Genomic DNA, 24,520 nt, shown 5'->3' with positions numbered 1-24,520 from the left:
TGGGGCCCGGAGCCGCTCACCCCTGAACAGCAGCGGGATCTGATGGAGATCGTCGAGGACCGGTACGATTCCGGCTCGCTGCTGATCACCAGCCAGGTGCCGGTGGAGAAGTGGTACGAGATGATTGGCATTCCGACGCTGGCGGATGCCATTCTCGACCGGGTTGTCCACAACGCCTATCGCCTGAGTTTGACGGGCGAGAGCCTGCGCAAGACCCGCACCCTCGACGGGGCGGCTTGACCTTCGCTGGAGTGTCACTCACGCTGCAGCACAAGGACCCAGGGACCATCCTCAGGTGGCCGACTTCAGATCGGAATCATGGCCGGCTTGAAATCGGAATGCATGGCCGGCTTGAAATCGGAATGCATGGCCGACATCGCGTCGGAACAACTGGCCGACTTCGTCGGAATCCGCATGCTTGAAGAAGCGAAATTTCGAACCAAAGGTCGCCGACGAGCTGTCATCGTTAGCGGGAACACCAGTTACATTTTCGGAGTGAGTGATTGTCTCCGCGCTAATTGTCTCAAGCTCTGCGGTGTGATTAATGAAAGGAGAATAAGCAGGATTGTTCCCGGACATTGAGAATCCTCAAGGGGTTAAGGCAGCAGCCGATTTTTCTTGGGGTTTTTAGGTTTGGATCTTCTGCTTACGTCAGAGGAGAGGAAGTACCTTCCTCATATCCTCTTCGATCCGGTCGGCGAGTTTGTCGTCCTTGCGGTGCAGGACGAAAGCCGGGTGAAACGTCGGGATCAGTGGGGCATCGCAGGCGCGTGTGGTCAACGTCTGGCCGCGGTTCTCGGTTAATCCCTCAAGGTGGGTCATGCCCCAGAGCGCCGTTGATCCCATTGCCAGAATGGCTTTCGGCTTCATATCGCGGAGCAAACGCCAAGTCGCCCGTAGATCACTGGCAAGATCTTCGAGGAGATAGCGCCCTCGATAGGCCGGAAGGTTGGGATTTGCGATCGTCTGATCTAGCGTGAAGAAATTCAGGATGTCGTTGTTGCGGCGTTTGCCGTCCTGATTGGCGCTCCAGGCAGGTTGGTGCGCAAAGCAGTTCGTGATGAGCGTTTCCTCACGCTTGATCCCAACACGATCCAGCAGCTTGTTCAGCAATTCGCCGGCAGGCCCGGTGAAGGGGATTCCATTGATGATCTCCTGCCGACCGGGCGCCTCACCTATGATAGCCAGACCATTCCAGGCTGATATTGGCAACTGAGGCCCGATCGGGCCCGCTAGCGTTCCGGGTGGGAGAGGATTGCGCATGGTTCCTTGGATCCTGTCACCAGGAGGCGGATGGTCTTGCCAGTCCGATCTCTGATGATCTGAAGAGGTTCTTTTGGGGGTTTGCCACTCGATTTGGCTTGCCGCGTGCCATGTTCAATTCAGTGGACTGTGATTGGGGACAGAAGGCCTTTGAAGTTGAACGCCTTCTCGACGGCCTGATCGGCAATGAAAGGGTCAACCTTCGGATTTCCGGCTTCAGTCCGAACGGGGAAGTAGCCGGTCAGGCTGCTACGATCTGTGTACGCGCCTAAAACGACAACCAGATCACTGGCCCCAGTTTTTGGGTCTTCGAAATATGCCGGTGTCACTATCGCGTAGGATGTCGCTTTGTGAACCCGTAGGATCGACGCGTAGCTGTCGCGCAGATACTCGTTGACGGTTTCCTCGTCGTCACAATTGGAGCTGATTTCCTCAACGAGGTCAGATGCAACGCTGATCGAGCGGATCATGTCCTGGGGATCAAGCATCAGCATCGTATGTTGCAGCTCGTGCTTATTCTGCACAAGCTCCAGCACCTTCTCGGCCGCGCCGGATATTAACTTTTTCAATTCGGCGTCGTCAGCCATCAACAAACTCAAATCATAATTCGTTGATGTCAAAAATGAACTTTTACGCGCAACAATTCAAGCGCTTGGAGGCCCGATTAGGCCGCTATGCCAAAGGAAATCGGGATAGGATCAAATCGGGTTTCCCTCCAAAGGCGAATTAACAATTCGGCGCGTTCGCAAACGATGGCGTTCCTCAGGATTTCGGCTCGGCTATGGGCGCCTATTCGCCTTAGGATCGCTTCCGCTGCAGCCTGCTCTGACAGATCTGGTGAACCGGAGGCTTTCTTAATCAGACCCGCCGGGTCGTGGTGCTTCCCGAGCCAGCGGCGAAATTCGTCCTCTTTGCAGAGGAGGACAATCCTCTGCATTGTTTTCCGTCGCTGTTCTGGTGCGTATCCTGTGTGGTTGACGTCGTCGGTTGGATCGGGCTGGGCTGATATCCTGATCTGCGTCCCTCGTTTCGAATAGAGGATCTCGTCCGTCAGAGAGTTTGGAAGGACGGCGAACGCGAGGGAGACCAAACCATTCCCGAGATCACTGATCGGCAATCGTTGGGCTTTCGTTGCGCCCATGAGGGGGCCAGTGTCAGCGATCACTGCGACGGCAAGCCTAAAGTTGCTGCGTGCGGGAGCGAACTTCAGGTCGTCGGGAATGTCAGCCGGCCGAACCGCAACGGTAAATGAGAACAGTCCGTCGCCGTTATCCTTCGTGGCCCGTTTCTCACCCAGGAAAACGGAGGTGGGCCTATCAACGAAAATGGCCGGCTGGGACCGGCCATCTTGGGAAGGGGAGAGATAGTTCATCATCGAGAGCACATCCTCTGTGATTTGTGCCCCTGGTCCTCGCCTAGTCGAGACCGAAATCTCGACCTCTCCTTCTGCCGGGGGCAGGCATAGATGAATCATCCATGCGCTCTGCCGATCCGAACAATTTGAGAGCCTGATCGATGACGCTCCGGGGATTTTGCTTTGTGCCGAACGGGAGATAGTCCTCGAGAACGTTTACCTGAGCCTTATCCTGAGAGACGGCTGCTGCGCGTCCGGCTGGAGATGGGTTTGGAACCTCCGCTCCAAAGAAATATGAGGAGGCCTCCTGACGGGCATAGTTGCCGGCCGAAGTGAATCCCATGTTGTCAAAGAGCTTTCCGGCTGCGCCGAAAACGCTTGTTCCAGCACTGGAGACCGCTGAGCCGATCGTCTGGCCGACGGAAGTCTCGCCGAGGCGGTCGGAAAGAGACTTCCCGGTGAGTGCATAGAGGCCAAGGTCAACGGCATCGTAGGCCAGGAGGGCGGTTCCGATCCCCGGGATCATTCGTGAACCGGCTTTCGCGGCAAAGCGAGCGGCGACCTTTGAGGAGATCTTGTCGGCGGCCCAATCGGTGGCTGACCCTACGCCCTGGGAGACAAGTCCGAGAGCAGCATCTGAAAAAGTCTGTCTATCCATCAGCATGTTCAATCCCTTTCGGCTCCGGAGTAGCGGCCTGGAGCGGGAAGCTGCCTAAGGGGAGGCGCGATTGCTTTTGGAGGAGGCGGCAAACTTGCGATGAAGGCGTCGATCGCTGCGGGATCGGCGGAGACAATTTCGCCGTCCTTTCCCTTTTGTGACTTTTCCGCATGCCTCTTGTGTGAGGCGTATCCGGCCTTCAGCCCCCGGATGAGCCCAGCAGTACCTGCAAAGGCTATATCTGCAGCTTCCGTGTTCAGTTCCTGTGAGGCCGAGTTAAGGTTTTCACGCCCCGGGTCATTTGCAGAGAGCGCTGCATCTTTCAAAGACTTTCCGACCTTGCGCGCCTGATTTGCGAGGGTGTGGTTCGAGCGAGACTGCTTCCGGTCGCGATCCTCCGCCCCGGACCTGTCGCGCCCCTCCTTGGATTTGTCCGCGGTTGTGTCCTCGACTGTCGCTGTGCAAAGGCTTGGCCCCGTAGTCCAGCCATGGGACCAGTCACCATAGATTTCGGAAAGCCGCACAGGGAGATTGTGCCTGGTCTGGTTGATCTGGTCTTCGAGGCTGTCATCGTCCATCGCAGGCGCTCCTAGTCACTGGAGGCCGCTATATACCACAGAAATCCGAATTAAACATCAGGTTCCGAGACGGTGAACCTGAGGAGAGGTCGCCATAAGGGGCGCGAGAAGCGTCCGGCGTTTGGCGCTGGATGACTTGGACAGGGCGACGCGCAATTGGTTTCGCTCATCGATAATGACGCACTTTTGACGCGCTCGGGTGATCCCGACATTGAGCATGTTGCGGTCCAGCATGCTCCCATTGCCCGGATCGGCAACGATAATCGAGGTATTCCACTCCAATCCTTGCGACTTGTGGAACGTGATGCAGTAGGCCTTGGACAGGGTACCTGTTGCCCGGAGGTCGAACTCGGCCACAACTCCTGCATCGGTCACGACACTTATCGTGCCTCCGCTGATGTCAGCGATGGTTCCGGTTTCACCATTGAAGAAGTCCTGATCGCGATCATTCTTTAGCTGCATGACCCGGTCGCCGACAGCGAATTCCCTTCGGCCAGTGATAGCGTCATTGATCGCCTTCGTACCGACCGGCCCATCATGACGGGCGGTGAGCACCTGCACGTTATCTGTTCCAACCGCGCTTTTGGCCGCTTGCCACGCCTTGGTCACCGCGAGCAACGTGTCTTTCGGCCCCATCGTCTGGGTATAGAGGATGTCCGGGCCTACCAGGGGCATAAGTCCCTTCATCACCCGCTTGCCTGAGCTGGGGATCGTAGATCCTACTCCCGAGCGATGATTCGTGTTTAGGATGACAGAGGGGACGGCCCCCGAAGCGAGGAGGGCTTCGATCGGTTTGCCTCGGCCGATCGGCGCGATCTGCTCTGCATCGCCAATGATAACGAGCCTCGCCGATGGGCGCAGGGCACGGAGGAGGGCGAGGACGAGGGTGTTTCCGATCATGAAGGCTTCCTCCAGGAAGATGAGCCCTTCATCGAGCGGGTTATCCTTGTTTCGTCCAAACGTACCGTCGATGTACTCGAGCCGGTTGTGGAGCGTATCAGCAGCCAGACCGGTTTTCTCATGGATCGTTCTGGCGATCCGAGCGGGAAGGGACAGACATAGAGGGACAAGAGCTTGGTCTGCCTCCATCAGGATCGATGCAATGATCTTGATGATGGTCGTCTTTCCGGTTCCCGGTCCGCCGGAGATGATCGTGGTGCGGTGAGTGCAGGCGGCTATGACGGCCTCGACCTGGCTGTCGTCGATCCGCGGGATACCCAGACGGGTGGCGTGGCGGATTACATCCGCAGCCGTGACCGAGAAGGGTATAGCTCCCAGCCGCTGCTTGATCTCAGTCGCAATCGTCGCCTCCTCATAGAAAACCCGATTGAGCATCGCTCGCCGGATACCATGCAGGCTGAGCTCTACGATGAGGCCCGTCTCGAGGGCTTGGCGCCACGCCCACTCGATCTCCTGCATGGATGCGCCGGACGTAGTCGCCATCCGGTCAAGAATTGTCTGACTGTCAGCGAAGGTGTGCCCGGCCCTCTCGAAGTGATCGAACGCTTCGAGGATTGCGGCTCGGAGCATGCAGCGCCGGTCTGCGCTTTCCGCGGTTCTCCGCCAAAGGCGAGCGGCCTTGTCGAAGGCGACGGCGTCGATCTCGGCGTAGAGACGAAATGGGTCGGTTGCCAGGACGAACGGGAGCCGCCCACCATAGTAGGCTTCCAGCGTGTCCTGCAGCTTCGGGCTTATTCCACAAGCGTGGAACAGGATCTTTCGGGCTTTTTGAGACAGCCAAAGCTCTGGCTGGTCGAGGTCTTCGAAATCTCTGGTGTCTTGGCAATAGCGGTCGATATCAGCGCGTGAGAGCCTGATGTGCATTTCTGTCCTGAGATAGAAGCTAGAGTTAAAGCCAGCCAGCGTCAGGCTAGCCGGCTATCTGACCGGGGAGTGAGGAAGGTGATGATAAGACCAGTCAGAAGGAAGAATACGGTTACGACAGCAACAGCAACAGTGATGGGGACAAATCGAGCGAGGACGACGATCGGAGCGGTGATCACGGTCAGTGTGACCAGGCCGTTGAAAACGAACTTCATCCAATAGCGAACCTCCTTCATGGAAGCTGCGATGAAGAGGGCCGCGAGGATCACGACGAGAACAAGGATAATGGGATATCGCTCGTTGATTGGGAGAAGCGTGCCCACGATGTATCTTGCGGCGAAGTCAGGCAAGTACGGGGCAGCAATCTCAACCAGGAAGATGAAAGCGAGCGAGGCGCTCTTGAAGCTGTTGGCAATCGCAAATGGTGTGCCGCGCATGGGAACCAACCCTTTTGGGTTTTTATGTGTGCTTCTAACCCAACCTTTATGATAAGAGTTATAACGACCTTCCAACGCATTGCAAATCTTGATTTGCGAATTTGAGTTCTACCAGGTGGTCGAAACTTTCTCATGGAGCCTTGTCGCTGATGAACGCCGTAGCCAAAATTAGAGCCGTCCAGGATGAGCCGAAAACCAAGTGCAGCGTGATTTTCCTCAGGAACTCTGACGGCGCCCCTTTCATCCACCACTTCGAGATCTCGGAGCGAGAGATCCAGCAGGGGCGGATCTATGACTATATCCTCGCGTGTTGGGGCTCGGTGGCAGACTATCAGAACCTGAAGCCCGCTCTCTGCCGCCGTGAGGAGCCGACGGGTGATGGGTTCCTGGTGACCTACCCGAGCCTTTGCCAGTATGTCGAGCGCAAACTCCTCGAGGAGGAAACCTCTCGGACCCATAGGGCCTAAGCCATGAGTTGGTTCGAGTCCTCCGGCACCCGGGACAGAAAGTACCGCCGCCGCGCTGAACTTGCCCTGCTGGGTGTAATCGGGGTGGTGGGGTACCTGAGCCTCACGTTCTTGACCTCAACCGGGGGCGAGCTGGTGATCAGAGTTGTTTTAGGCCTTTCAGTCGTGGTCTTGTTCGGGCTGATCGGCTTGCTGTGCTGGCGAGCGCGGGAGCCTGAGGCCCGCAGAAGACTGATTGGGCTGGTACGCCACGCACAACCGAGGCGACCTAGGGGGCCAGACGAGGACACGAAGGGCGAATAAGAAAAGGGGGCGGCCAGCGGGCCGCCCCCTTCGTTTTGGTAAGACTACCGGATGCTCCGAGCCTTAAGGGCCAGCACTCCGCCATGGACCGAAGCGACGACCCTGCTGATGATCCGGCTCTCGAAGGTGCCGAGATTAAGCCGCAGGAGCACGGCCGCGACCGTGATTGCGGTGCCAGAGGAAGCCTCGATCGAAAACTCGGCGACCTTGTAGAGTCCCAGCGCAAGGAGCGCGGCAAATACGAGAGCGCCGATGATGTGTCCGACGATCTCCGGCAAGCCGGCGAGAAACCGGTCTTCCAGCTCGTCGAACTCGTCGTAGCTCTTCCAGAAAACACGCCAGAAGAACGGCGCGAGGAAAGCGAGGATGATGGCGAAGATGAACATGTGATGATCTTTCTTTTAGGGGATTCTAGCGTCCCGATTTTCACACTTCACTAATCAGCAATAACATTTCAAAACAGGCACCAGTGATCTTTGGCCCATAAGAGTTTCCCGGGCCTGTCCTTGTCAACCCAATTCAAAAAATCAAAAGCCCTCGCGCCATCCGGCCGAGGGCTCTTCTTGATTATAAAACGATCCGGCTAGGGGCCAGCGGAGAAGGCTTTGACCGTTTGTGTGGTCGAAGCCGCCCCAGGAATGTTCGGAATTCCTTTGGTGCCCCCAAGGGAATTCTTCGCGGCACCCTTGAGGAAATCCCAGACCTTGGGACCGGCAAACCCGGCACCCCTGCCTGCCAGGCCTCCAGCGCCGAGGGCAACTGTTCCGCCCAGAGAGGCCGCCACACGGGCTCCATGCATGATGCTGGAGACAGCGCCCGCAGCGAACGAGTTTTCGCCTGCCATGCCTTGGTAGCTGGAGATCGAGGCGGCAAGGCTTGGTGCGGCCCGCATAATCGACGCGGCCATTGCTGCGGTAGCAAAGGAATAGATCAGGAAGTAGATGGCGTTGCCCATTCCCTGTGCGCTGCCGATCGAAATAGCGGTCGGATTACCTGCCTTCTCAATTCCCTGGGCGAGAACGAAGAGCACAATAGCTGACAGGAGGCCCGACATGACGAGCAGAACCGAACCGTAGAAGAAGCTCCGTAGGGCGTTGGTGAAGGTTTTCTGGGTGGACTTGTAGACCCACGCATAGGCAAGGAAGGGGGCGAAAGCCACGAAAAAGCCCATGCGAACCAGCGCCTCGACAATCTGGAAGGCGAAGAGCAAGAGCGCCAGCCAGTAAAGCGCAAAGACGATGAAGAAGAAGATCGATAGGGCAAAACTGACTATTGTACTTCTTACTGAGGAGTCAGCCGTTTCGATTTTGCTTGCTGGTTCCGAACCCTTTTTGATCGCCTCGTTGACCGTGAGGTGAACAGCGCAAACCAGCTTGATCACGCTCTCGCCGGCGCGGATGATTTCCTGGTCGGTTCCGCTGATCCGATCATACCGGCATACACCGGTGGATTTGTTGTTCTTGAAGGCGTTGTTTCCAACATTGGCCAACTTTGTTCCAAGTTCCCCACCGAGAGACATGGACGGGACGAGAATATAGGGGCGGACGATTTCGGTGTAGACAGATCCAGTCCCGATGAGCGTGATCACGAAGGTAAACCGCATGACCAGCCAGAAGATGTCGTTCCATCCGCCCGACCGGGAGATCCAGAACAGCCTGCCGGCGATCAGCAGCGCAAAGACGATGCTGAAGATCAACCCCATGAGTTTCGCTGCCTCCGTGCCGAACTTGTTGATGAGAGCAGGACCGATGCGGCCGGTGATCTCAACAACGCGGGCGACGCCGTCGCAGCCCCAGCATTCCTGAACCTGGAGATCCGGGCGAGAGGACAGATCGGAGGTGTCGGTTCCCTCCGCGATGTTCTGGAACGGGTCGGAAACCTCGGTTGGAGTAGAGGCTCCGTTCCGCATCTTTTGAGCCATCCCGCAGATCGTGGTTCCGTTAATGTCTGAGAAGCCGGAGCATTTGCCGGACTGGACCATCCTTTGACAGTTGCCTGTACCAAGCTGAATGCAGGCCATTATCATCGCGCCATCGACCGGCTGGCCGTCGAAGGTCCCCATCTGTTGCAGTTGGCGAACGACGGCCGTGTTGGCTCCTTGGTTGGTCAGGTTGGCCCATACCCTTACCTGCTCGTCCAGCCCTGCGTTTGCATATTCCTCGGGCGTGTAGCCGGCGGCAGCCAAATTGGAGCGGTTGAGCTGAAAAATGCCCGTGCAGCAACTCCCGTTATAGATGCCGGCATTACCTGAGGATTCGAACATCCCGAGGTTGCCCATCTGGTCGGCATACTGGCGCAGGCTCGGATTGAGATTGGAGTTGCGAACGGCGTTGGCGATGTCGCTGGCCGAGTAATTCGTCTTGGGACCGAGTTGCGACCTCCCAGCCCAAGCCTCTGATATGAAGCCGACATATCCGACCATGAGGATCGCCAGGAAGGCAATCCAGCGTAAGGGGGCGCTCATTCTCATTCAGCCGATACCGTGGTTGCGTTCTCAAATCATCGGCCCTTCAACAAAAAAGGGCTGACGCCATATCGTGGGTTACCACGGCGCCAGCCCTCTTTCTATCAGGAATACACGTTTTAATTCGTCTTTATAGCCTTTACTTCGGGACGGTGCCTTAGCTGATTTTCAGCGTTGCGGTGCAGCCGTTCAGCGGACGGCCCTCCCGAAGAGCGCGGATCGTAACGGTCCGCTGCTTCGGGTCGTATGCGGCAAAGGTCGCGTTCTTGCGCGGATCAAGGCCGGAGGGATCGCCCGGCGGGACCACGAGGAAACAACCCGTCGTCCGCGTGGTCTTGGAGCCGCCGGGCCCGGTCACCACGACCCGCAGCGGGCAGATGCCGTGGATGTCGGTGCTCGAAGCCGAGTTCGCACCGTTATCGCACCGACGGGCGATGTTGATCAGGCTGACGGTGATCTGCTCCTGGCCGTCTGTGAACGTGTGGGACAGGAACTCGGCCGGGGCGTTGCCCGTCTTGAACCGGGGATCCTTCAGTTCGTCGCGGAAGTAGCGATTGTTGTCCGCAATAAGATCGCCCCAGATCTGGGTCATCGCCGGGGTCTCGGCAGAAGGCTTGCGCAGATTGCCGTAGGTCAGAACCTGCCAGTCCTGAGCGAGAGCAGCGCCGGAAAGAGCGAACGTCGCTGCGAGAAAGGTCAAAAGGGTCTTCATCATCGTGAAATCCTACCTGGGGAATTAAAAGGTCATATCCTCAACTCCTGCTTCGGGAAAGGAAGCAAGCGCATTGCTCTAATGGAACTGCTTGAACGTGCACAGATTGGCTTCGATGATATCGTTAATGTAGACGTTCGGGCGCCGTTCTGATCCGTCGTTCGTTCGATTGATCCGGCTTTTGGCATAGCTGATCAGAAGGCTGAGCTTGGCGCGGGTCATCGCCACATAGGCCAAACGCCGCTCCTCCTCGAGGTCGGTATCGGGGCGAACGACAGGGAAGATCCCTTCCTCCCAGCCGACCAGGTAGACATAATCGAACTCCAGGCCCTTGGCCGCATGAATCGTGCCGAGCCAGACGGCGTCATCGACAGAGCTGTCCGTCTCCAGCAAGCTCATCGAGTCGACGAAATCCTGGATGTTCGTCTGTTCCTTGGCATGGAAGAGGTACTGTTCGACCCGCTCTTCGATGGCCGAAGCCTGCTTGCGGAACTGATCGGCCTTCTTGCGGTCTGACTGGTTCTCGGCTTTCTCACGGAGTTCCTGGACGTGCTCTTTGATGCCGCACTCAGCGATGACTTTCCGGATCACTTCGTCGAGCGGAACGCCAAGACGGTAGTCATCACCGATCTCGTCGATGAACTCGATGAAGGCCTTGACCTTCTCGACAGCGGCCTTCCGGATTGCTCCATTTCGAATCTGGTCGGCCAGAATGTCGATCATCGGAAGTTCGGTGATCCGGGCGGTATCCGACAGCTTAGCGAGGCTTTCCTTGCCGAACCCTCTGGGTTTGGCATCAATCGCATATTCGAAGGCAGCGTTGTCGGAACGATTCAGCATCAGGCGGAGATAGGCCGAGAGGGTCTTGATCTCCGCAGTCTGGTTGTACTTGCGCCCTGCCGTGACTGTGAAGGGGACCCGGCGCATGGTCAGCGCCGGCTGGAAGCCATTGAGCTCCATAGAGGCGCGGGAGATGATCGCAATCTGGCTCGGGCGCATCCCGCCCTTGAGCTTCCTCTCGATGTCGTCGACGATCCAGGAGACCTCCCCTCGGTCTTCCGAGAATTCATGGACGAGAACAGGGCTACCCTGGGTCCCCTTGGTGAAGAGGGCCTTGCCGTGACGGCTCTCGTTTCCGGCGATCACATGGTTCGCGGCATCAAGGATGGCACGGGTCGAGCGGAAGTTCTGCTCCAGGCGAATGATCCGGGCGCCGGGGTAGCGGTCGGCAAAACTGAGAATGTTGTCGATGTTGGCGCCACGGAAGCTGTAGACGGACTGGTCGTCGTCTCCGACGCAGGTGAAATAGCAGCCCTGCCCATGGTCGGTGATCAAATCGAGCCATTCCTGCTGAATGTCATTGGTGTCCTGATACTCGTCGACCAGGACGGCACGCCAGAGGGTCTGATAGTACCGGCGGACTGCCTCGTCGTCGCGCAGAAGGTCCCGGCATTTGATCAGGATATCGTTGTAGTCGACCGCGTTCATGCGCTCTTTGGAACGCTCGTAGCGGTGGTACATCTGCTCGATTCCGTGAGGCGTCAGGAATGTGCCGCGGTTGAAGTTCGGCGGGAAGCCGCGGCCGGTTTTCTTGGCCTCGATGCAGTCGAGGATGAACGCATAATCGACCTGGCGGCGGGAGTCGGTGGAATCCGGGGGAATGATGTGCTCGCCATAGGACAGGCTGGCATAGCAATCCTTGACGACGTTCTTCTGGTCGTCAGCGTCGAGGACGGAAAAGTTGGGCTCCAGCCCGGCCCGATCCGCATTGTCCCGGAGGAGGCGAGCCGAAATGGCGTGGAAGGTACCGACGTCCATGGCTTTCGCCACCGGGCCCATCATGGCGGCAAGGCGGTGTTTCATCTCCTGGGAGGCTTTACGGGTGAACGTAACAGCCAGGACCTGATGGGGCTGAACTCGCTGGGAGCCCACGAGAAACCCGATGCGGGAGGTGAGGGACTTCGTTTTGCCGGTTCCGGCGCCGGCCAGGATCAGAAGGGGATCAATCCCGTGGGTGACGGCAGCCTCCTGGATCTCGATGAGGCTGGTAAGGGCTTTGGCGCGGGATTCCTCCGCATCGAAGACCGCAGCATGCCCAAGGGAGCTATGATCTTCGATCTCGGAGAAAACATCGTCCTCCAGAGCGTAGTCGGGCGTTGAAGGCAGGAACGGGGTCTCGGACTCGTCGAGATCAAACTGATCAAAGGGATTGGCAGAAACGAGATCGAGAGACATGGGAACCTATCCTTCTAACCTCCGGTGGGCTCTAGGGCCCTCTCGGGACTTCGTACGGCGACCTTCTGGGTGGCGGGCTCCTGGCGTGCCTCTGTGCCGATTAGCGCGATGAGGCGGCCCGCCCTGACAGCGACGTCAGGACGTTTGCCAGCGATGTCGATGAATCGGTAAACCCGGCCGCCCACGTTCACCGCGCCCTCCGGAGTCAGTGCTCCGATGATCACGGTGTCCGCTGATCCTGTATCGGTCGTCGGGTGGACCGTCTTTGTCTCGAAATCGACAAAGACGATCCGGCCCTCGGCCGTCAGAATTTTTGGGGTTTGGGTTCCCGCCACTTTCAAATCTCGATTGAACCGTCACGCCAGAGCGCTGCGAGCTGCGGCGCAATCACTGCTTTTGCGCTTCCGTTGCCCTTGAACTCGATTCCGGCAATCTCTTCGCCGTCGAACCGGAAACGGACGATCAGCTTGTTGTCACGGTCGACAATGTCTGCACTGCGACGGGCCAGATCCTTGCCGTTCGCGTCATATTCTTTCAGGACGTGAGCGCCCATCAGGCCACCCTCGGATGGCTCGGCTATGGAAATGCGCTTCAGGGTGAACTGGTCGCCAAGCTGCCGCTCGAGGCTGGAGATGATGCTGGCTGGCGTCTGCTGGCCTTCAACGGCGTATTGCTCGACGACCACTTTGGTAACGACGACGCGCGATCCTGAGTCATCGGGTTTGGGCTGGGGGACCATAGTTAGGAAACCTTCACGTGGCTTGTTGGAGGGGTGGGAAACTCGATCCGTCGAGGAGACGAGACGAAGGGTCATGCGGCAAGCTCGCTGGGAGCAGCCCGCTCGGGATTCACTTCCGCCGTATCGGCGGGAGCAAAATTGAATCGATTGAAGTGGTTGCCGCGCTTAATGGAGATGTAGGGAGATCCAGTTTCCCCCTCATTCTCGGCGCGGTATTGAAGACGGCCGCTCAAGGTAACCCAGTCGCCCTCTTTGAGAACGCCCTGGATCTCATCGGTGATGATCTCCTTTGAGTGGACCACGATCCGGTGGTTCTCGTCCTTCTCTACGACAGAGGCTTTCGGAGAGCCCTTTCCCTTGGTGAAGGACGCCTTGGTCGTGAGGGTGAACTCAGCAATCATCCCTCCCGAACCGTCGAAGGATTTGATGCTGATATCGCCCTTCACGATCCCGCAGAGGGAGATTTGATTAAGCCAAGACATGGCTTTCTCCGTTGATTCGCAAATCAAGAAACTTGGTAGCTCTTAATCCGTGTATACCCCGCCCAAGCGCGAAGTGTAATGCAGAAAGAATGCTTCTTATTTCGTGCGCCGGATTAGATGGTTAATAGTGGCGGGGATCACACATCCCTGGCAAAGCGCCGGCGGGATTTGGAGCACAAATCGATCCAGCGAGCTTCGTCGGCCTTGTCGTAGGAGACGCGACGGACGTTGAAATCAATGGTGACAGACCGGCGGGAGATTGTGGCGACGAGCGCAACGCGCTGATCCTCGATCTTCTCCGGATCTCCATTCCAGTCGCGATCGGCAACTGTGTGGGAGAAGGTGACGGACTTTGTCTCCGGGTCAGAGCGGAGCGGGGCCGCTGCAGCACTGGCGAAAGCCTCAACCAGGGCCAAGGCTCGCATATCGGCTCCATCGAAGCCGGTGAAATCGGGATCCGTGCCAATGGCGCGCTGATAGACCCGACGGGTGACATGAACCGAGCGGCCATCCCATTCACCTACAGTGAAGAAAGCCTGCTGGCGGGTCTGAACATCCTGCATCATGGTCTGCCTCCTTTGGAACGAAAAAGCCCCGGCCGAGGGCCGGGGCTGATGGTCACCAGATTGTTAGAAGAGGTTACATCCCGATCCCATTTTGCTGGGCCCTGGCAACCACACGGAACTTGTCATTGGCTGCTAGCTTTGAGAGCTTCGTTTCCAACTCGCGCTTGTCATTGTCCGCGAGGGCAACGGAGATCTCTTCAGGGGATTTAGCACTCTTTTGCTCATACTCGCTTGGGTGCCTCACAACTCCATACTTGAGAGCAATCTGAGCCGCCGTCAGACCGTTGAGGTCGTCGCGGGTCAGGGTGTTGGCCTTTCCGGCTTCAACGTTTTCGATGAACGCCCCCATTTCGCCGGTCTTCATGATGACAGTGGCCGGACGGGAGAACGACGCAACGCGAACCATCGGGCTGGACTGCGGGTCCATGCCACCGTCAGCGTTGTAGCCGTTGCTTTCGAATACGCCGTCCTCACCCTGGAAGCCGACACCGACCGGGCTGATGGTGTTTCCGCCGCGGCCGGTCTTGGCCGTGATGGTTCCCATTTCGCGGGTGAGGGCAACATTCGCCGTGAAGTTCAAGAACTCCTCGGGGTTCGGCGAGAGGGTGGCGACCGGACGGGTCTGACCGGACTCGACCGCGATCAGGGCTGACACGTCCTTGTCGCTGGCGGCGGCGAGCACGACGCTCTTCGCCGTTTCGGTAGCCATCTGCAGAACCTTGGTCCGGTTCGCGGCCATCTCGTTCTTGCCAAAGCCCTGGGCTGAGACCATGGATCCGCTGCCGTTGTTAATGGCGTCGAACAGAGCGTCTACAGCCTTATCGGATAGACCCGAAGCGTCCCGGTCAGGGGAGAACGCGACGAACTTCGCCCCGTGTTTCGAGGCAGCCTCGATCACAGCCTCACCAATGCCCTTTTCGGCGGTGGTGTGGATGATCGCTCCCTTGTCACGGGCCTCGACGACAAGCTGCTCGATAGCGCCCTTCGTCTTTGCTCCGATCTCATTGTCGTGACCGATGATCGCAACAGCGTTGCCTACAGACGGCTCTCCGTAGACCACGACAGGCAGGGCGCGAGCCTTGGCGAAGTCCGACGTCAGGTCATAGCGCATATCGTTCTGCTTCGCTGCCTCAACCTTCATGGATGAAGCGAGGAGCAGGGCCTCCAGAGCGGCCGGGTTGCGAAGCTTTTCGACACCACCCCGGAGGGCAGCAGCGACCGGGCGAAGGGATGCCATTTCCTCCTTGCTGAGCGTCACGACGTTCTTGCCGGACCGCGACGCGAACTCGACCACATCGCCCAAGGTCGAGAATTGCTTCTGAATGACCTCGAGGTTCTTGATGCCGCACACTTGGGCCAGAGCGAGGCTGTTGACCGTGGCGATGGTCTTCTGCTCCGGGCTGATGCCAGGAGTTTCCGGATTGATGAGACCGGCAGCGCAGCTCTGGATTTCACGGCGAGCTCGTTCCTGAGGGGTCGGAGCACCCATGACGGCAGTCTTGTAGGCTTCCTCCAGGTTGACCGGAGCGCCGGCGTTGTCCCGAACCTCGATCTGCTTGCCCCCTTCGACACCGCGCCGGACGTGCTGGCAGGTGTTGTAGTCGTTCTGCTCAAGCCCGAAGACGGCGACCTTGTTGGAGATGGACTGGGCGACCTGCCAGCCGATCATACGGGCCTGGTTGTCGGATTTGCCATCCGGATGCAGGACGATGAGCTTGCCACGGGCGGCGCGCTGACCCTCACGGGAGTACAGATCAAAGGCTTCATCCGGGTTGGACGGGTTCGGCACAGTGATTTGCATCTTGCGCTCGTTGAACGACTTGGCGCCGTTCTCCCCGACAATCTTCATCCGGGTGGTCTTGGCAGAGACCGTGGCGTTGATCACGCCAAAGCCGTTCTTCTCGGCCGCCTCAGTCAGGGCCTTATAGGACTTGGACTTGTCATCCACGGTGACGACGAGGCTGGTGCGGGTGTGGGGCGGAAGAGCCTTGTTGGCCACCGCGATTTGAGCCACGTAGTCGTTGATGGCGCCGGCATTCTTATAGAAGCGGGAGCCTTCAACGGCGACCGTCGGGAACTTCAGCCCGCTGGTTTCGGGGCCGAAGAGGGCAGGGCGGATCGTCATCTTCACCGGGACGATCTTCCCGTCCTCGGCCTTCTTGTAAGACGCCATCTCGACCGGGCGGGAGAAGTCCTCCCGGATCTGCTTGGCGGCGTTCGCGATTGCGGTGCGGGATGGCACGTTCGGACCAGCCGAGGCTGCAAACGAGACCCAGGCTTCGGCAATCAGCGCCTGCTGACGGGAAGCCATGACGAAATCAGTCCGGTCCATCTGCTGCGAGGCGTGGCGGCCCATGGCAGCCGTGATCGCATTGCGCTCCAGGCCGCTCTTCTGAAGGTCGGCCAGGGCCTGCTTCTGGCTCTGGAAGAGGTCTGAGGCGAGAACCTCCTTGGCGAGGGCATTGAGGTCAGCCGTGAACCCGTGCTTCTCGGCCCGGTCAGAGCCGCTTGCCACCAGCTGGTCGTAGTTTTCCTTCTGCTTGTCCATCCCGGTACGCAGGATCCACTCGGGGCGGTCCTTGGTGCCGTCGAGGACGCCCATGGCGGCATTGTCGATGAAGGCCGCGAACATGCGGCGCTCCTTCTCGTCGGAAATCACCTCCGAAATCATGGAGCCGAGGCGCAGGCGGTTATAGACGGCCTGCTCGAAAGTCTCGTTGCCGACAAACGGGTCTGCCGCCTGCTGCGCCGGGGCTTTGCCCTCCGGAGCAAAAGAGGAACGAAGAATCTGGCGGGTCATCTGCTCGCGGCGGTCCGCGGAGACATCCTTGATGTTCCCGAGCTCATCCTCGTCATCTTTGAAGGGAACGGTCGTATCGGCATAGATATCGCCGACAGCCTTGGTAAGGGTGCGATAGGCCTGCGTGTTCCGGAGGCGAACAACCGTCGAGTCGCTGTCATCAGTGATAATGTGGCCCTGAGCGGTACCGATCGCCTCATTGACGAGGCGGGTAAGGACCTGATTAGTCTGGGCTACCGTGAGGTTCTTCGGCATCAGGTCCGTCAACTGGCGCTTGGCCATCGTGACGTTCATGGTGCCTTCGATCTGACGGGGGGTCAGGTCGACGTCGCTGGCCTCAAGAGCCTGATTGGCACGGTCGCGCACCTGGCGGCGGCCCTGCTCGGCCGAGAGGACGCCACGGGTGGCGACAGCTGCGATGGCGCGAAGCTCATTCCAGTAGGAAGCGCGAGCAAGCTCGTTGTCCTGGGTCAGGGACTGCTCGATGTGGAATGCGAAGGAGGCAGCCTTATCACGGTCGCTGCCGAACTGCGGGCGGTTGGGGTCCTGGATCGGGTGACGATCGCCGATGGTGATGACAGTAATGTCTCGCCGGAACGGGGCATCGGAGTGGTTCAGGAAGGACTTAGCGCTCATCGGGAGTTTGCTCCTGGCACGATGAAAAGAACAAAGGGTGGATGGGGTATCCCGGCAAAACGAATTATAACGCAGTTTTGCCGCTTTTCATATCGGTTTCGTCACTTGATCTGTTATCTGAGGCGGAAAAGCAGATATTTTTTGCGGGCGATCTCCTCCAAATGGTCGAGCGTCCAGCCTTCCTGCCGGAAATCGTCCAAATCATATCCGGGCTCGATATCCTCTGTCCGAGCGCCCCTTGCATTAGGGAGCGCGGATCGTGGCATCCGAATTAAAGTGATGGACCGTGCCTTACTTCTCAGGAACTGGGACGCATAACTGAGACCGGCGGCATCCATATCCTGGGCGATGAACAGGTCCCGGCCTTCCAAGGGGTCAAGATCGGCCATGTGGACCTTCCGAGAACCTCCAAGGGTGGTGGTGGTCCAAGGGACGGTGCCGCCGAAGATCTCCGAAGGCCGGGTAATAAGCTTCTTGGCAGCTTCGGCGGTCTTTTCCCCTTCGACGGCGAGGACAGGGCTCTCGCCATCGTCCAGGTGAAGATCGTACATCGGGTGCGGATCCGGAGGGGCATATCGGATCCACTGCACCTTGCCCTTAATCATCCAGGGGGTGAGGGGCTTGATATCTTTGCCGCCTTCTGGGTCATCGAAACGCACTGTGTAAAAGCACTCGCGGCCATGCCGGTCGTGCCAAGACCACACCCCATTGTTGTTCTTGAGGAGGAATGAAGGCGGCTTTCCCTGTTGGGACGTGCCCGCGTAGATCGCGCCGTCGGGGAGCCCCTTCTTCTTCCGGCGCTCCGTGGGCGCAACGCGCTGGCGCGGTTGGGTGCCATCGCACCGCAACTCGCGCTTCTGGGTGCGTCCGAGCTGCCTGGGCTCGATCTGGTACTTGCTCCTGAGCCTATCGAGGATAACGCTCTGGGCGCAGGCTGCCCGACAGTAGAGGAGAAGCCGGTCCCCCTTTTGCGTAATGACGAGGGACGGCTTGCGGTCATCGTGGGCGGGACACAGCGTTTCCCATTCGTCGTCGCTGTAGCGGCGCTCCTTCCCACTTCCGATCTGTTTGGCAAGGTCACCTGCGGAGAGCTTGAGGTTCTCTGACATTGTACTCAACGAGCTTTCGGGGTTTTCACTTTCCCCTGGTTCCAAGGGATTATTGATTGGCGCACAGAAAAGGCCCCGCAGGATGCGGGGCCCGTTTAGGCCTACGCCGCTTGGCCTATGCCAAGGATATGTTGACGGCGCTTTTCGATGAACGTGTCCATCGTGTCGAAGTAATGCTTGATGTCTTTCGCACCGGCAGAAGTGCCCGAGATGATGTTCTCGTTAGTGGCGCGCTTCCTGAAGTCGGCCATGTGAGCCTTCATCGTGACTACATCTTCGACTGTTGTGACCCAGTTCTTCCGGGCCTCATTGATCTGCGAGAAGATGTTCTTCCACCGCTCAGGGATACCAACTTCAATCAGGTTTCCCTGTGGGATGATCAACCGCAGGTGCTCGGAGAGCGGATCGGTGAGGGTGCGGACATCGACGGGGGCCTGATTCAGGGCATTATCGAAGTCGTCCGCCGGCCCGGACTGGGAGGCATGCTGCGGCTGGGCGGTCGGGGCCACCGGAGCGTGTTCCGGAGCCTGGCGTGACAGGCCGCTGGTGACATTTGGCTCGTGATGCTGTTGAGGACGGGACGGCTGCTGGGCCGAAGCCTGTGTCCTCGGCTGCGGCGACTGGGACTGAGGCTGGGGCCTCGTCTGCGCCTGGGGCCGAGATTGGGATTGGACCTGCTGCTGAGGCGGGTTCTGGGGCTGGCCGACGTCATTGGCGATTACGACGTCCGAGGTGGGACGGGTTTCCTCGTCCGCCTCATCATCCAAAGGTGGGACGTAATCATAATCGTACCGCTGCGTACCGTCCTTTTCCATGCCGCGGCCAAAGATGTTGCCGAGGAGGGTTGCAGCACGCTTGATGGCGTCCGTTCCGGCGGCTTTTAGGGCCAGACCTTCAGCCTCCACAGAGTTTGGATTATCGGCACGCCGGATCGCGTCACCGGCGCCGACGCCGTCGCGGAAGGTTTCTCTTCCGTCAGGGAATTTGACGGTCAACCGAACGGTGACCCAGGCCGAGGCGACCCGAGCTTTGTAAACCTCTTGCTTGTTCTGTTTGAAGCTGACGAGATCCTGCTCCCAAACACGGGATTCCTGATTGAGAATCTCCGCGCTCCAGTTTTCCGGGCCGAAAATCTCGTCGAGCTTGGTCGCGTCGTACTCCATTTTAACATAATAGAGTTTCGACCTATTATCGCCCTGGCGGTCCTTCTTGTTCTCGTTGGCGACCTTTTCTTTTAAGGCTATCACCACGTCCGAGTTAGTGCGTGCTGGCATTTGAACCTCTAAAATTTAATCTGAAATCAGTGGTTTGCGATCAGACCGCCTGTGTCTGGCGGTCGATCTTGAGGGTCGAATAGGAGTATGCGGCCCGCTTTTGCTCCCCGACGTGGTGTTCATCCCGGAGGAGCCTGAAGCCCTTGCCCTGTGCCGCCGACCGGTTCCCCAGGGCTGTGATGAGCTGAGCCTTCAGCTTGCGCTTGGCTTTGTCCTTCTCCCGGACATCGCGCTCGAGCCCCTGGATCTCCTGGGTGATGGCCTCGTACTCCGTGACGAGCTTGTTGAAGGCCCGATCTTCCGAGTAGTCGGCAGGATCGCTATTCGTCGGGCGGTACCGCTTCTCGATAGCGTCCCCGTCGATGGCGAAATCAGGGGCGGGCTCCTCGTCCATATCCAGAGAGAAGATGAAGTCGGTCGTAGCCGTTTTGATCATTTCCCAGAGAGGAGGATCGAAATCGATCTCGACGAATGCCTCGAACTCGCCGCCGGCGACAATCAGAGCGACCGCGAGGCTTTCGATGCCAAGCGCCGCCATGATCGGGTGAACTTCGGCCACAATATAAGGAGGAGCCTGGACAACTCCGTTTACATTCCAGTTGATCGCGTAGTTCTCGGACGAGATCTGAATCAAGTGGATGTGCTTGGTATCGTGGCTGAGGGGCAGCTGCCCGCGCGACCGGACCTCTACCAGGTGGCGGGAGAGGATCTGCCTTGTCGGGTAAATCTGCTCCTTGCTCCGATCGAACAGAATGCAGGAGTAGCGCTCCTGCAGCCCGATCACGAACTCTCGGTGGAGGCGGCGGCTCCAGAAGCCGCGGCTGGATTCGACCTGCGCCGAGGGAATGTTGCCCTTGAGAACGTGCCAAAGCTCCCAAGGAGATGGTGTCTTCTTGAGGCCAAGGAGCGTCGGGACGTATCGGGCCTGAATGACATAGTCTGGATCTGGGCTCATCGATTTTTCCGGGGATTGGAAACCAATAGGTTTGTTTGACCAGACATGCCTTTTGCCTTTCGGGCGACCGAGTTTTGCAAATCGTACCGAATTACGTGCATTGTACCCGAATTTATGGTACAGGACTTGTGTCGTTAATTCGCTATCGGAGACGGAGATCCCGCGATGCAGACAAGTCAGGTGAGCGTGGAAGCTGGTGTGAGTGGTAAGTCAGGACTTGATTTTGTGGCTCTCGGGCTGGTGTCCGAAGGGTTGACCGGGTTCTTCGCGCCGCGCGCCCAGGCCGACACAATGATTAAGGCGCTCGGCCAAGCGGGCATCCGGGCCAGCTACAACGAGGAGTATGGCTGCTACGCCGCGCCTACGGGCGCGATCCCGGATGTTAACCATCCTGCCGTCCAGCGTTACGGAGTGGATTCCAAATCGCATGCGCTTTGGAAGGAGGACCGGGCGAGCCAGCTTAATCTCGAGGCGATCCTTTTCGGCGCAGCGGATGCCATCAGCCGAGAGCCGGAGATGGCGAAGGTCCGTGAGGCTGCCACTCCGGTATCGACGAAAGTCGCTTCGACCCCACCGCGCCGGCAGCAGGGTCAGGTGAGTGACGAGCAGGTTGCGTACTCGGCAAGGGCCGAGGCAGCCAGCCAGCAGGGCTTAAAGCTGGTGGCGGCCTATATCCGTGGCGGGCTCATGCTGGCGGGTGACCGAAACCCGGAACGGCGGGATCAACAGCTAAACATGATCCGTGAGGCGTCTCGTGAGGAGATTACCGAGGTTCTCGACCGGACGGTGAAACGATTCCAGGAACTGGATAACAAGGAGAAGTTTGCGCGGTTTGACCACGCGATCCAGAACCATCTGCCGGAAGTCGAGAAGCTGGCGCGAGCCATCGACCATGATAAGGCGTTCCAAGATCGTATCACCTCGGCTGTCGAGAACCTGAAGTCTGGGAAGAGCACGGAGGCAAAGTTCGTCCTACGCGGCGCATTCATGCGGTTCGAGTTTGACGATCAGAAGCGCTTGGGGGGCGGGGTCACTTTAGATCAGCAGGACAAGATCCCGATGGACTCCCTTCGTCGTGGCTTCAATGCGCTGGAAAAGATCCATGTTGAGCGTTTCGGCATGCCGTCTGGCTACCGGCTGACGATGGGGCGGTCTGAGGGTGGCGTCTATAAGGCTGCCCTTCAGCCCCAGGATCGGCCCGCGCCGGCCACAGAGGAAAAGCCTGCTGCGGAGAACCAAGCCGCGCAGCCAGCACAACTCTCCCGCCTTCAGATGCGTCGGCGGATGATGGAGCAGAATAGCCAGGGCATGTGATACATCAATCAAATCTATTCGTTTCCGAGAGCGGTCCGGTGGGCCGCTCTTTTTCTATGGGGATTGACTGTCTTCGTCTCTCCGAGAGGGGCTCCCCAAGAAGATCTCGACCAATGCGCCATTTGGATCACCCGGCATCCGTTTACTTCCCTTGGGACGGTATTCATACTGGGAGGCTATGGGTGGGGGCGAGAGCAGGATGCTATCTAAGGGGCTCGTGCTTGGGGTTTTGTCTTTTGCTATCTGTGCGAGTACCGGAATGGGTGCTCGCCTCTCAGCGGAGGAGGCTTCCGGAGAGGCCAAACGAAGGGCTCACGTGCCCTTTGTCAGGGCTGCCACGAAATGTGTCGCTGACCACGTGCAGCGGACCTTAAAGCGGCAGCACCAGCCGGAGGAAGTCTTTACCCATCTGAGCGAGGGCCTCAAGGCGTGTAAGGCTGATGTCGACCGAATGTCAGCCGAGCATGATCGGATCTTTGGCCAGGGAACCGGGTCTGGCTTCGTGGCGGGTGCCTACCTGCAGGACCTACCCCGGGCCGTTGACCAGATGATTGGCCGCCTGCGGTACGCACCGGGTCCTTATCCTTGTAACACTGATAAGATCGTTTTCGCACCTATCCAGGACGCCTTCGGATTCTTCCTGATCTCAGATCCGAGGAAAACTGACGCGCCGTGGGACTTGAGGATCATCGAAACGGGCGAGACCTTCCAATTCCGGCAGCAACGGCGGAAGAACGACAACCAGGAAATTCTGGTTGGGGTGGGAGCATCCGAGGCCGGGAAAGAGCTTGGAGGAGAGCTGCGCCTATACAAGGACGCGGCCGGGGAGATTGGCTCGGTAAGCCTCAGCGCCATCTCGGAATCCTTTAGGCAATTCCGTATGCAGAATGATCAGGAGCCAGAGACCTCAGATATTCCGCCTGATGGGCACTGGGCCCGGACGAGCTGCGAAACCATGCGGCAGGCCGAAGTTGCATCGGGTACTGGTCACGGTGTCCAAGCGGCCACAGAGACCGCCCAAGCCGCGCCCAGCACCCATGAGCCGAACCCAAAGCCGGGCAAAGCAGATCCGTCACTGGTGCACACACTCGAGGCGTCAAAGACGTCTGCTCAGGAGCAAGCTGCAGTCGCGAAGGCGGAGGCCGCCCTGCCAAAGAAATCTCCGGTGTCTGTCCCACAATTCCCGGATTATCCGGCCAGCAAAATCCACAAGGGCGCCAACGCAAAACCAATTTTAGACGATCCAGACAAGAACAACTACCGCACCCGTATTCGGGAAGCAGCTCAACAACCCCCGAACTTCGCCGGCCGATACGTCATCACGACGTGGGGCTGCGGGACCGGCTGCAATCGGGGAGCCGTGGTCAATGTGGCGACCGGAAAGGTGAAGATGCTCCCGTTTAATCTCATCACCGGCACAGGCGATTGGTGCAACGACAAAGCACACTTTGTGGGTGGGCCGGACTTCGGATTTGAGGTAGACAGTTCCCTCATCGTGATGACTGGCAAGTTCGATCTCTATGACAGCGCTTGGCATGATCCGAGCGATGGAACGAGCGGATTCCACTATTTCGTGTTCGATGGGAGTGACTTTCGCTACCTGAAGACTGTCCACGAAACCGAGTGCACCGTGGAACGGACGGAGGAAAATCGATCTGACGCCCCCGGCAAGGCCCTGAAGTTAACGCGGGCCGCCGACGGCTCCCTGGATAGCCGTGATTTCATCAGCCTGTGGCGAGAAGTGATTGGGGAACACGTCGCGGTCGAATTCTGTACCGTTTACCTGATCGGGATGAACACGCCATCCTGTGCCGTATACGAGGGGTCGAAACGGGTGGGAGACATCATTCTCGATCGGGGTACGCTGGACCTGGGGAGCATGAAATGGGTTTTGGCGAACTGTAGCGGCCCGGTTCCAAAGTCTCAGTGTAACGCCCGTATTGAGGGACTTGTGCAGGAAGCGAACGGTAGCCTTGTTCTCACCAATGGAGTGGTCGCGCCCTGAGAGGCAAGGATCCTAAGAACAGCTCGAAATCTGTCTAACGACCCATCCTTGCTCTTCAACCCAGAGGCGGCGCCGAACCTTCCGGCATGGTGAAATCTCCGGCTGGACTACCGGAATTGCGCTGACGGTCTCAACTTTGGGAGCTTGGGCCACGTTCTCTGCCTTCTTTGTGGCCTTGGCATGGACCGCTGTGGCTCCGAATAGAACAACAGAAAGGATGAGGCTGGCGCGCAGGCAGGAACAGTAGGCCATAAAAAGCGATCTCGGAGGCGCCAGGAGGGCTCCCCCGGCGTGCTGAAACTACGATGTCTAGAAACGAGCGGCCGGCGCTCGAAGTCGGGATCC

Annotated in this window: 24 protein-coding genes; 4 read left to right on the top strand and 20 right to left on the bottom strand. The window is 58.5% G+C overall.

What is annotated here, in order from left to right:
- Positions 1–240, top strand: a 240-nt coding sequence (locus OC446_RS18685; protein WP_262030535.1) for an ATP-binding protein, incomplete at its 5' end; no start/stop codon positions are given.
- A 51-nt stretch (positions 241–291) separates the two neighbouring features.
- Here OC446_RS18685 and OC446_RS18680 read toward each other — a convergent pair.
- From OC446_RS18680 to OC446_RS18645, 8 genes are all read right to left on the bottom strand, one after another.
- Positions 292–579 (bottom strand): hypothetical protein, encoded by a 288-nt coding sequence (locus OC446_RS18680; protein ID WP_262030534.1) that lies wholly within the window; start codon positions 577–579, stop codon positions 292–294.
- A 72-nt stretch (positions 580–651) separates the two neighbouring features.
- Entirely contained in the window at positions 652–1,263 is a 612-nt protein-coding gene (locus tag OC446_RS18675) for a uracil-DNA glycosylase family protein (protein ID WP_262030533.1), read from the bottom strand.
- A gap of 119 nt (positions 1,264–1,382) precedes the next feature.
- Positions 1,383–1,850, bottom strand: a complete 468-nt coding sequence (locus tag OC446_RS18670; protein ID WP_262030532.1) for a hypothetical protein — start codon at positions 1,848–1,850, stop codon at positions 1,383–1,385.
- Positions 1,851–1,927: 77 nt separating this feature from the next.
- On the bottom strand, positions 1,928–2,638 hold the full coding sequence (locus OC446_RS18665) for a hypothetical protein (protein ID WP_262030531.1): 711 nt from the start codon (positions 2,636–2,638) through the stop codon (positions 1,928–1,930).
- Positions 2,639–2,678: 40 nt separating this feature from the next.
- Positions 2,679–3,281 (bottom strand): hypothetical protein, encoded by a 603-nt coding sequence (locus OC446_RS18660; protein WP_262030530.1) that lies wholly within the window; start codon positions 3,279–3,281, stop codon positions 2,679–2,681.
- Positions 3,282–3,283: 2 nt separating this feature from the next.
- Positions 3,284–3,853 carry a hypothetical protein gene (locus OC446_RS18655; protein WP_262030529.1) on the bottom strand — a complete coding sequence of 190 codons (570 nt, stop codon included), beginning with the start codon at positions 3,851–3,853 and terminating at the stop codon, positions 3,284–3,286.
- 57 nt (positions 3,854–3,910) lie between these two features.
- Entirely contained in the window at positions 3,911–5,677 is a 1,767-nt protein-coding gene (locus OC446_RS18650) for an ATP-dependent RecD-like DNA helicase (protein WP_262030528.1), read from the bottom strand.
- 41 nt (positions 5,678–5,718) lie between these two features.
- Positions 5,719–6,114: a hypothetical protein gene (locus OC446_RS18645; RefSeq protein ID WP_262030527.1), complete on the bottom strand. Its 396-nt coding sequence runs from the start codon at positions 6,112–6,114 to the stop codon at positions 5,719–5,721.
- Positions 6,115–6,263: 149 nt separating this feature from the next.
- On the opposite strand from OC446_RS18645, the gene OC446_RS18640 reads away from it, so the two are divergent.
- Positions 6,264–6,581 (top strand): hypothetical protein, encoded by a 318-nt coding sequence (locus OC446_RS18640; RefSeq protein ID WP_203447121.1) that lies wholly within the window; start codon positions 6,264–6,266, stop codon positions 6,579–6,581.
- 347 nt (positions 6,582–6,928) lie between these two features.
- Here the strand turns inward: OC446_RS18640 and OC446_RS18635 are convergent, their stop codons facing one another.
- The 12 genes from OC446_RS18635 to OC446_RS18580 form a co-directional block, all read right to left on the bottom strand.
- Entirely contained in the window at positions 6,929–7,270 is a 342-nt protein-coding gene (locus OC446_RS18635; protein WP_262030526.1) for a hypothetical protein, read from the bottom strand.
- 197 nt (positions 7,271–7,467) lie between these two features.
- Entirely contained in the window at positions 7,468–9,348 is a 1,881-nt protein-coding gene (locus OC446_RS18630) for a hypothetical protein (protein WP_262030525.1), read from the bottom strand.
- A gap of 157 nt (positions 9,349–9,505) precedes the next feature.
- Positions 9,506–10,063 (bottom strand): hypothetical protein, encoded by a 558-nt coding sequence (locus OC446_RS18625; RefSeq protein WP_262030524.1) that lies wholly within the window; start codon positions 10,061–10,063, stop codon positions 9,506–9,508.
- A gap of 75 nt (positions 10,064–10,138) precedes the next feature.
- Entirely contained in the window at positions 10,139–12,295 is a 2,157-nt protein-coding gene (locus OC446_RS18620) for an ATP-dependent helicase (protein ID WP_262030523.1), read from the bottom strand.
- Between the two features lie 14 nt (positions 12,296–12,309).
- A complete protein-coding gene (locus tag OC446_RS18615) occupies positions 12,310–12,630 on the bottom strand; it encodes a hypothetical protein (protein WP_262030522.1) in 321 nt (106 codons plus the stop codon).
- Positions 12,631–12,632: 2 nt separating this feature from the next.
- Positions 12,633–13,109: a hypothetical protein gene (locus tag OC446_RS18610; RefSeq protein ID WP_262030521.1), complete on the bottom strand. Its 477-nt coding sequence runs from the start codon at positions 13,107–13,109 to the stop codon at positions 12,633–12,635.
- Positions 13,106–13,516: a single-stranded DNA-binding protein gene (locus OC446_RS18605; RefSeq protein WP_262030520.1), complete on the bottom strand. Its 411-nt coding sequence runs from the start codon at positions 13,514–13,516 to the stop codon at positions 13,106–13,108. The genes OC446_RS18610 and OC446_RS18605 overlap by 4 nt, the downstream gene beginning before the upstream one ends.
- 137 nt (positions 13,517–13,653) lie before the next feature.
- Complete coding sequence (locus OC446_RS18600; protein WP_262030519.1) at positions 13,654–14,082, bottom strand: hypothetical protein; 429 nt, start codon at positions 14,080–14,082, stop codon at positions 13,654–13,656.
- 73 nt (positions 14,083–14,155) lie between these two features.
- Complete coding sequence (locus OC446_RS18595; protein WP_262030518.1) at positions 14,156–17,518, bottom strand: hypothetical protein; 3,363 nt, start codon at positions 17,516–17,518, stop codon at positions 14,156–14,158.
- 113 nt (positions 17,519–17,631) lie between these two features.
- Positions 17,632–18,672 (bottom strand): hypothetical protein, encoded by a 1,041-nt coding sequence (locus OC446_RS18590; protein WP_262030517.1) that lies wholly within the window; start codon positions 18,670–18,672, stop codon positions 17,632–17,634.
- 56 nt (positions 18,673–18,728) lie between these two features.
- Positions 18,729–19,901, bottom strand: a complete 1,173-nt coding sequence (locus tag OC446_RS18585) for an RAD52 family DNA repair protein (RefSeq protein WP_262030516.1) — start codon at positions 19,899–19,901, stop codon at positions 18,729–18,731.
- A 40-nt stretch (positions 19,902–19,941) separates the two neighbouring features.
- Complete coding sequence (locus tag OC446_RS18580) at positions 19,942–20,856, bottom strand: hypothetical protein (protein WP_262030515.1); 915 nt, start codon at positions 20,854–20,856, stop codon at positions 19,942–19,944.
- A 165-nt stretch (positions 20,857–21,021) separates the two neighbouring features.
- Between OC446_RS18580 and OC446_RS18575 the strand changes: the two genes are divergently transcribed.
- Both OC446_RS18575 and OC446_RS18570 read left to right on the top strand, forming a co-directional pair.
- Positions 21,022–22,170, top strand: coding sequence for a hypothetical protein (locus OC446_RS18575; RefSeq protein ID WP_262030514.1), 1,149 nt, complete (start codon positions 21,022–21,024; stop codon positions 22,168–22,170).
- A gap of 316 nt (positions 22,171–22,486) precedes the next feature.
- A complete protein-coding gene (locus tag OC446_RS18570; protein ID WP_262030513.1) occupies positions 22,487–24,175 on the top strand; it encodes a hypothetical protein in 1,689 nt (562 codons plus the stop codon).
- The last annotated feature ends 345 nt before the right edge of the window (positions 24,176–24,520 follow it).

Source organism: Microvirga sp. Mcv34 (assembly GCF_024519725.1).
Classification (GTDB): Bacteria; Pseudomonadota; Alphaproteobacteria; order Rhizobiales; family Beijerinckiaceae; genus Microvirga.
Note: the sequence above shows the minus strand (reverse complement) of the source record. Positions and strands in the feature narration are given on the sequence as shown.

Excerpts from the sequence above, each read along its gene's own strand:
- OC446_RS18605 (WP_262030520.1), bottom strand. The coding sequence starts at position 13,516 with ATGTCTTGGCTTAATCAAATCTCCCTCTGCGGGATCGTGAAGGGCGAT.
- OC446_RS18670 (WP_262030532.1), bottom strand. The coding sequence starts at position 1,850 with ATGGCTGACGACGCCGAATTGAAAAAGTTAATATCCGGCGCGGCCGAG.
- OC446_RS18585 (WP_262030516.1), bottom strand. The coding sequence starts at position 19,901 with ATGCCAGCACGCACTAACTCGGACGTGGTGATAGCCTTAAAAGAAAAG.
- OC446_RS18580 (WP_262030515.1), bottom strand. The coding sequence starts at position 20,856 with ATGAGCCCAGATCCAGACTATGTCATTCAGGCCCGATACGTCCCGACG.
- OC446_RS18660 (WP_262030530.1), bottom strand. The coding sequence starts at position 3,281 with ATGCTGATGGATAGACAGACTTTTTCAGATGCTGCTCTCGGACTTGTC.
- OC446_RS18595 (WP_262030518.1), bottom strand. The coding sequence starts at position 17,518 with ATGAGCGCTAAGTCCTTCCTGAACCACTCCGATGCCCCGTTCCGGCGA.
- OC446_RS18665 (WP_262030531.1), bottom strand. The coding sequence starts at position 2,638 with ATGATGAACTATCTCTCCCCTTCCCAAGATGGCCGGTCCCAGCCGGCC.
- OC446_RS18610 (WP_262030521.1), bottom strand. The coding sequence starts at position 13,109 with ATGACCCTTCGTCTCGTCTCCTCGACGGATCGAGTTTCCCACCCCTCC.
- OC446_RS18600 (WP_262030519.1), bottom strand. The coding sequence starts at position 14,082 with ATGATGCAGGATGTTCAGACCCGCCAGCAGGCTTTCTTCACTGTAGGT.
- OC446_RS18680 (WP_262030534.1), bottom strand. The coding sequence starts at position 579 with ATGTCCGGGAACAATCCTGCTTATTCTCCTTTCATTAATCACACCGCA.
- OC446_RS18575 (WP_262030514.1), top strand. The coding sequence starts at position 21,022 with ATGCAGACAAGTCAGGTGAGCGTGGAAGCTGGTGTGAGTGGTAAGTCA.
- OC446_RS18625 (WP_262030524.1), bottom strand. The coding sequence starts at position 10,063 with ATGATGAAGACCCTTTTGACCTTTCTCGCAGCGACGTTCGCTCTTTCC.
- OC446_RS18675 (WP_262030533.1), bottom strand. The coding sequence starts at position 1,263 with ATGCGCAATCCTCTCCCACCCGGAACGCTAGCGGGCCCGATCGGGCCT.
- OC446_RS18645 (WP_262030527.1), bottom strand. The coding sequence starts at position 6,114 with ATGCGCGGCACACCATTTGCGATTGCCAACAGCTTCAAGAGCGCCTCG.
- OC446_RS18620 (WP_262030523.1), bottom strand. The coding sequence starts at position 12,295 with ATGTCTCTCGATCTCGTTTCTGCCAATCCCTTTGATCAGTTTGATCTC.
- OC446_RS18635 (WP_262030526.1), bottom strand. The coding sequence starts at position 7,270 with ATGTTCATCTTCGCCATCATCCTCGCTTTCCTCGCGCCGTTCTTCTGG.
- OC446_RS18630 (WP_262030525.1), bottom strand. The coding sequence starts at position 9,348 with ATGAGCGCCCCCTTACGCTGGATTGCCTTCCTGGCGATCCTCATGGTC.
- OC446_RS18640 (WP_203447121.1), top strand. The coding sequence starts at position 6,264 with ATGAACGCCGTAGCCAAAATTAGAGCCGTCCAGGATGAGCCGAAAACC.
- OC446_RS18655 (WP_262030529.1), bottom strand. The coding sequence starts at position 3,853 with ATGGACGATGACAGCCTCGAAGACCAGATCAACCAGACCAGGCACAAT.
- OC446_RS18650 (WP_262030528.1), bottom strand. The coding sequence starts at position 5,677 with ATGCACATCAGGCTCTCACGCGCTGATATCGACCGCTATTGCCAAGAC.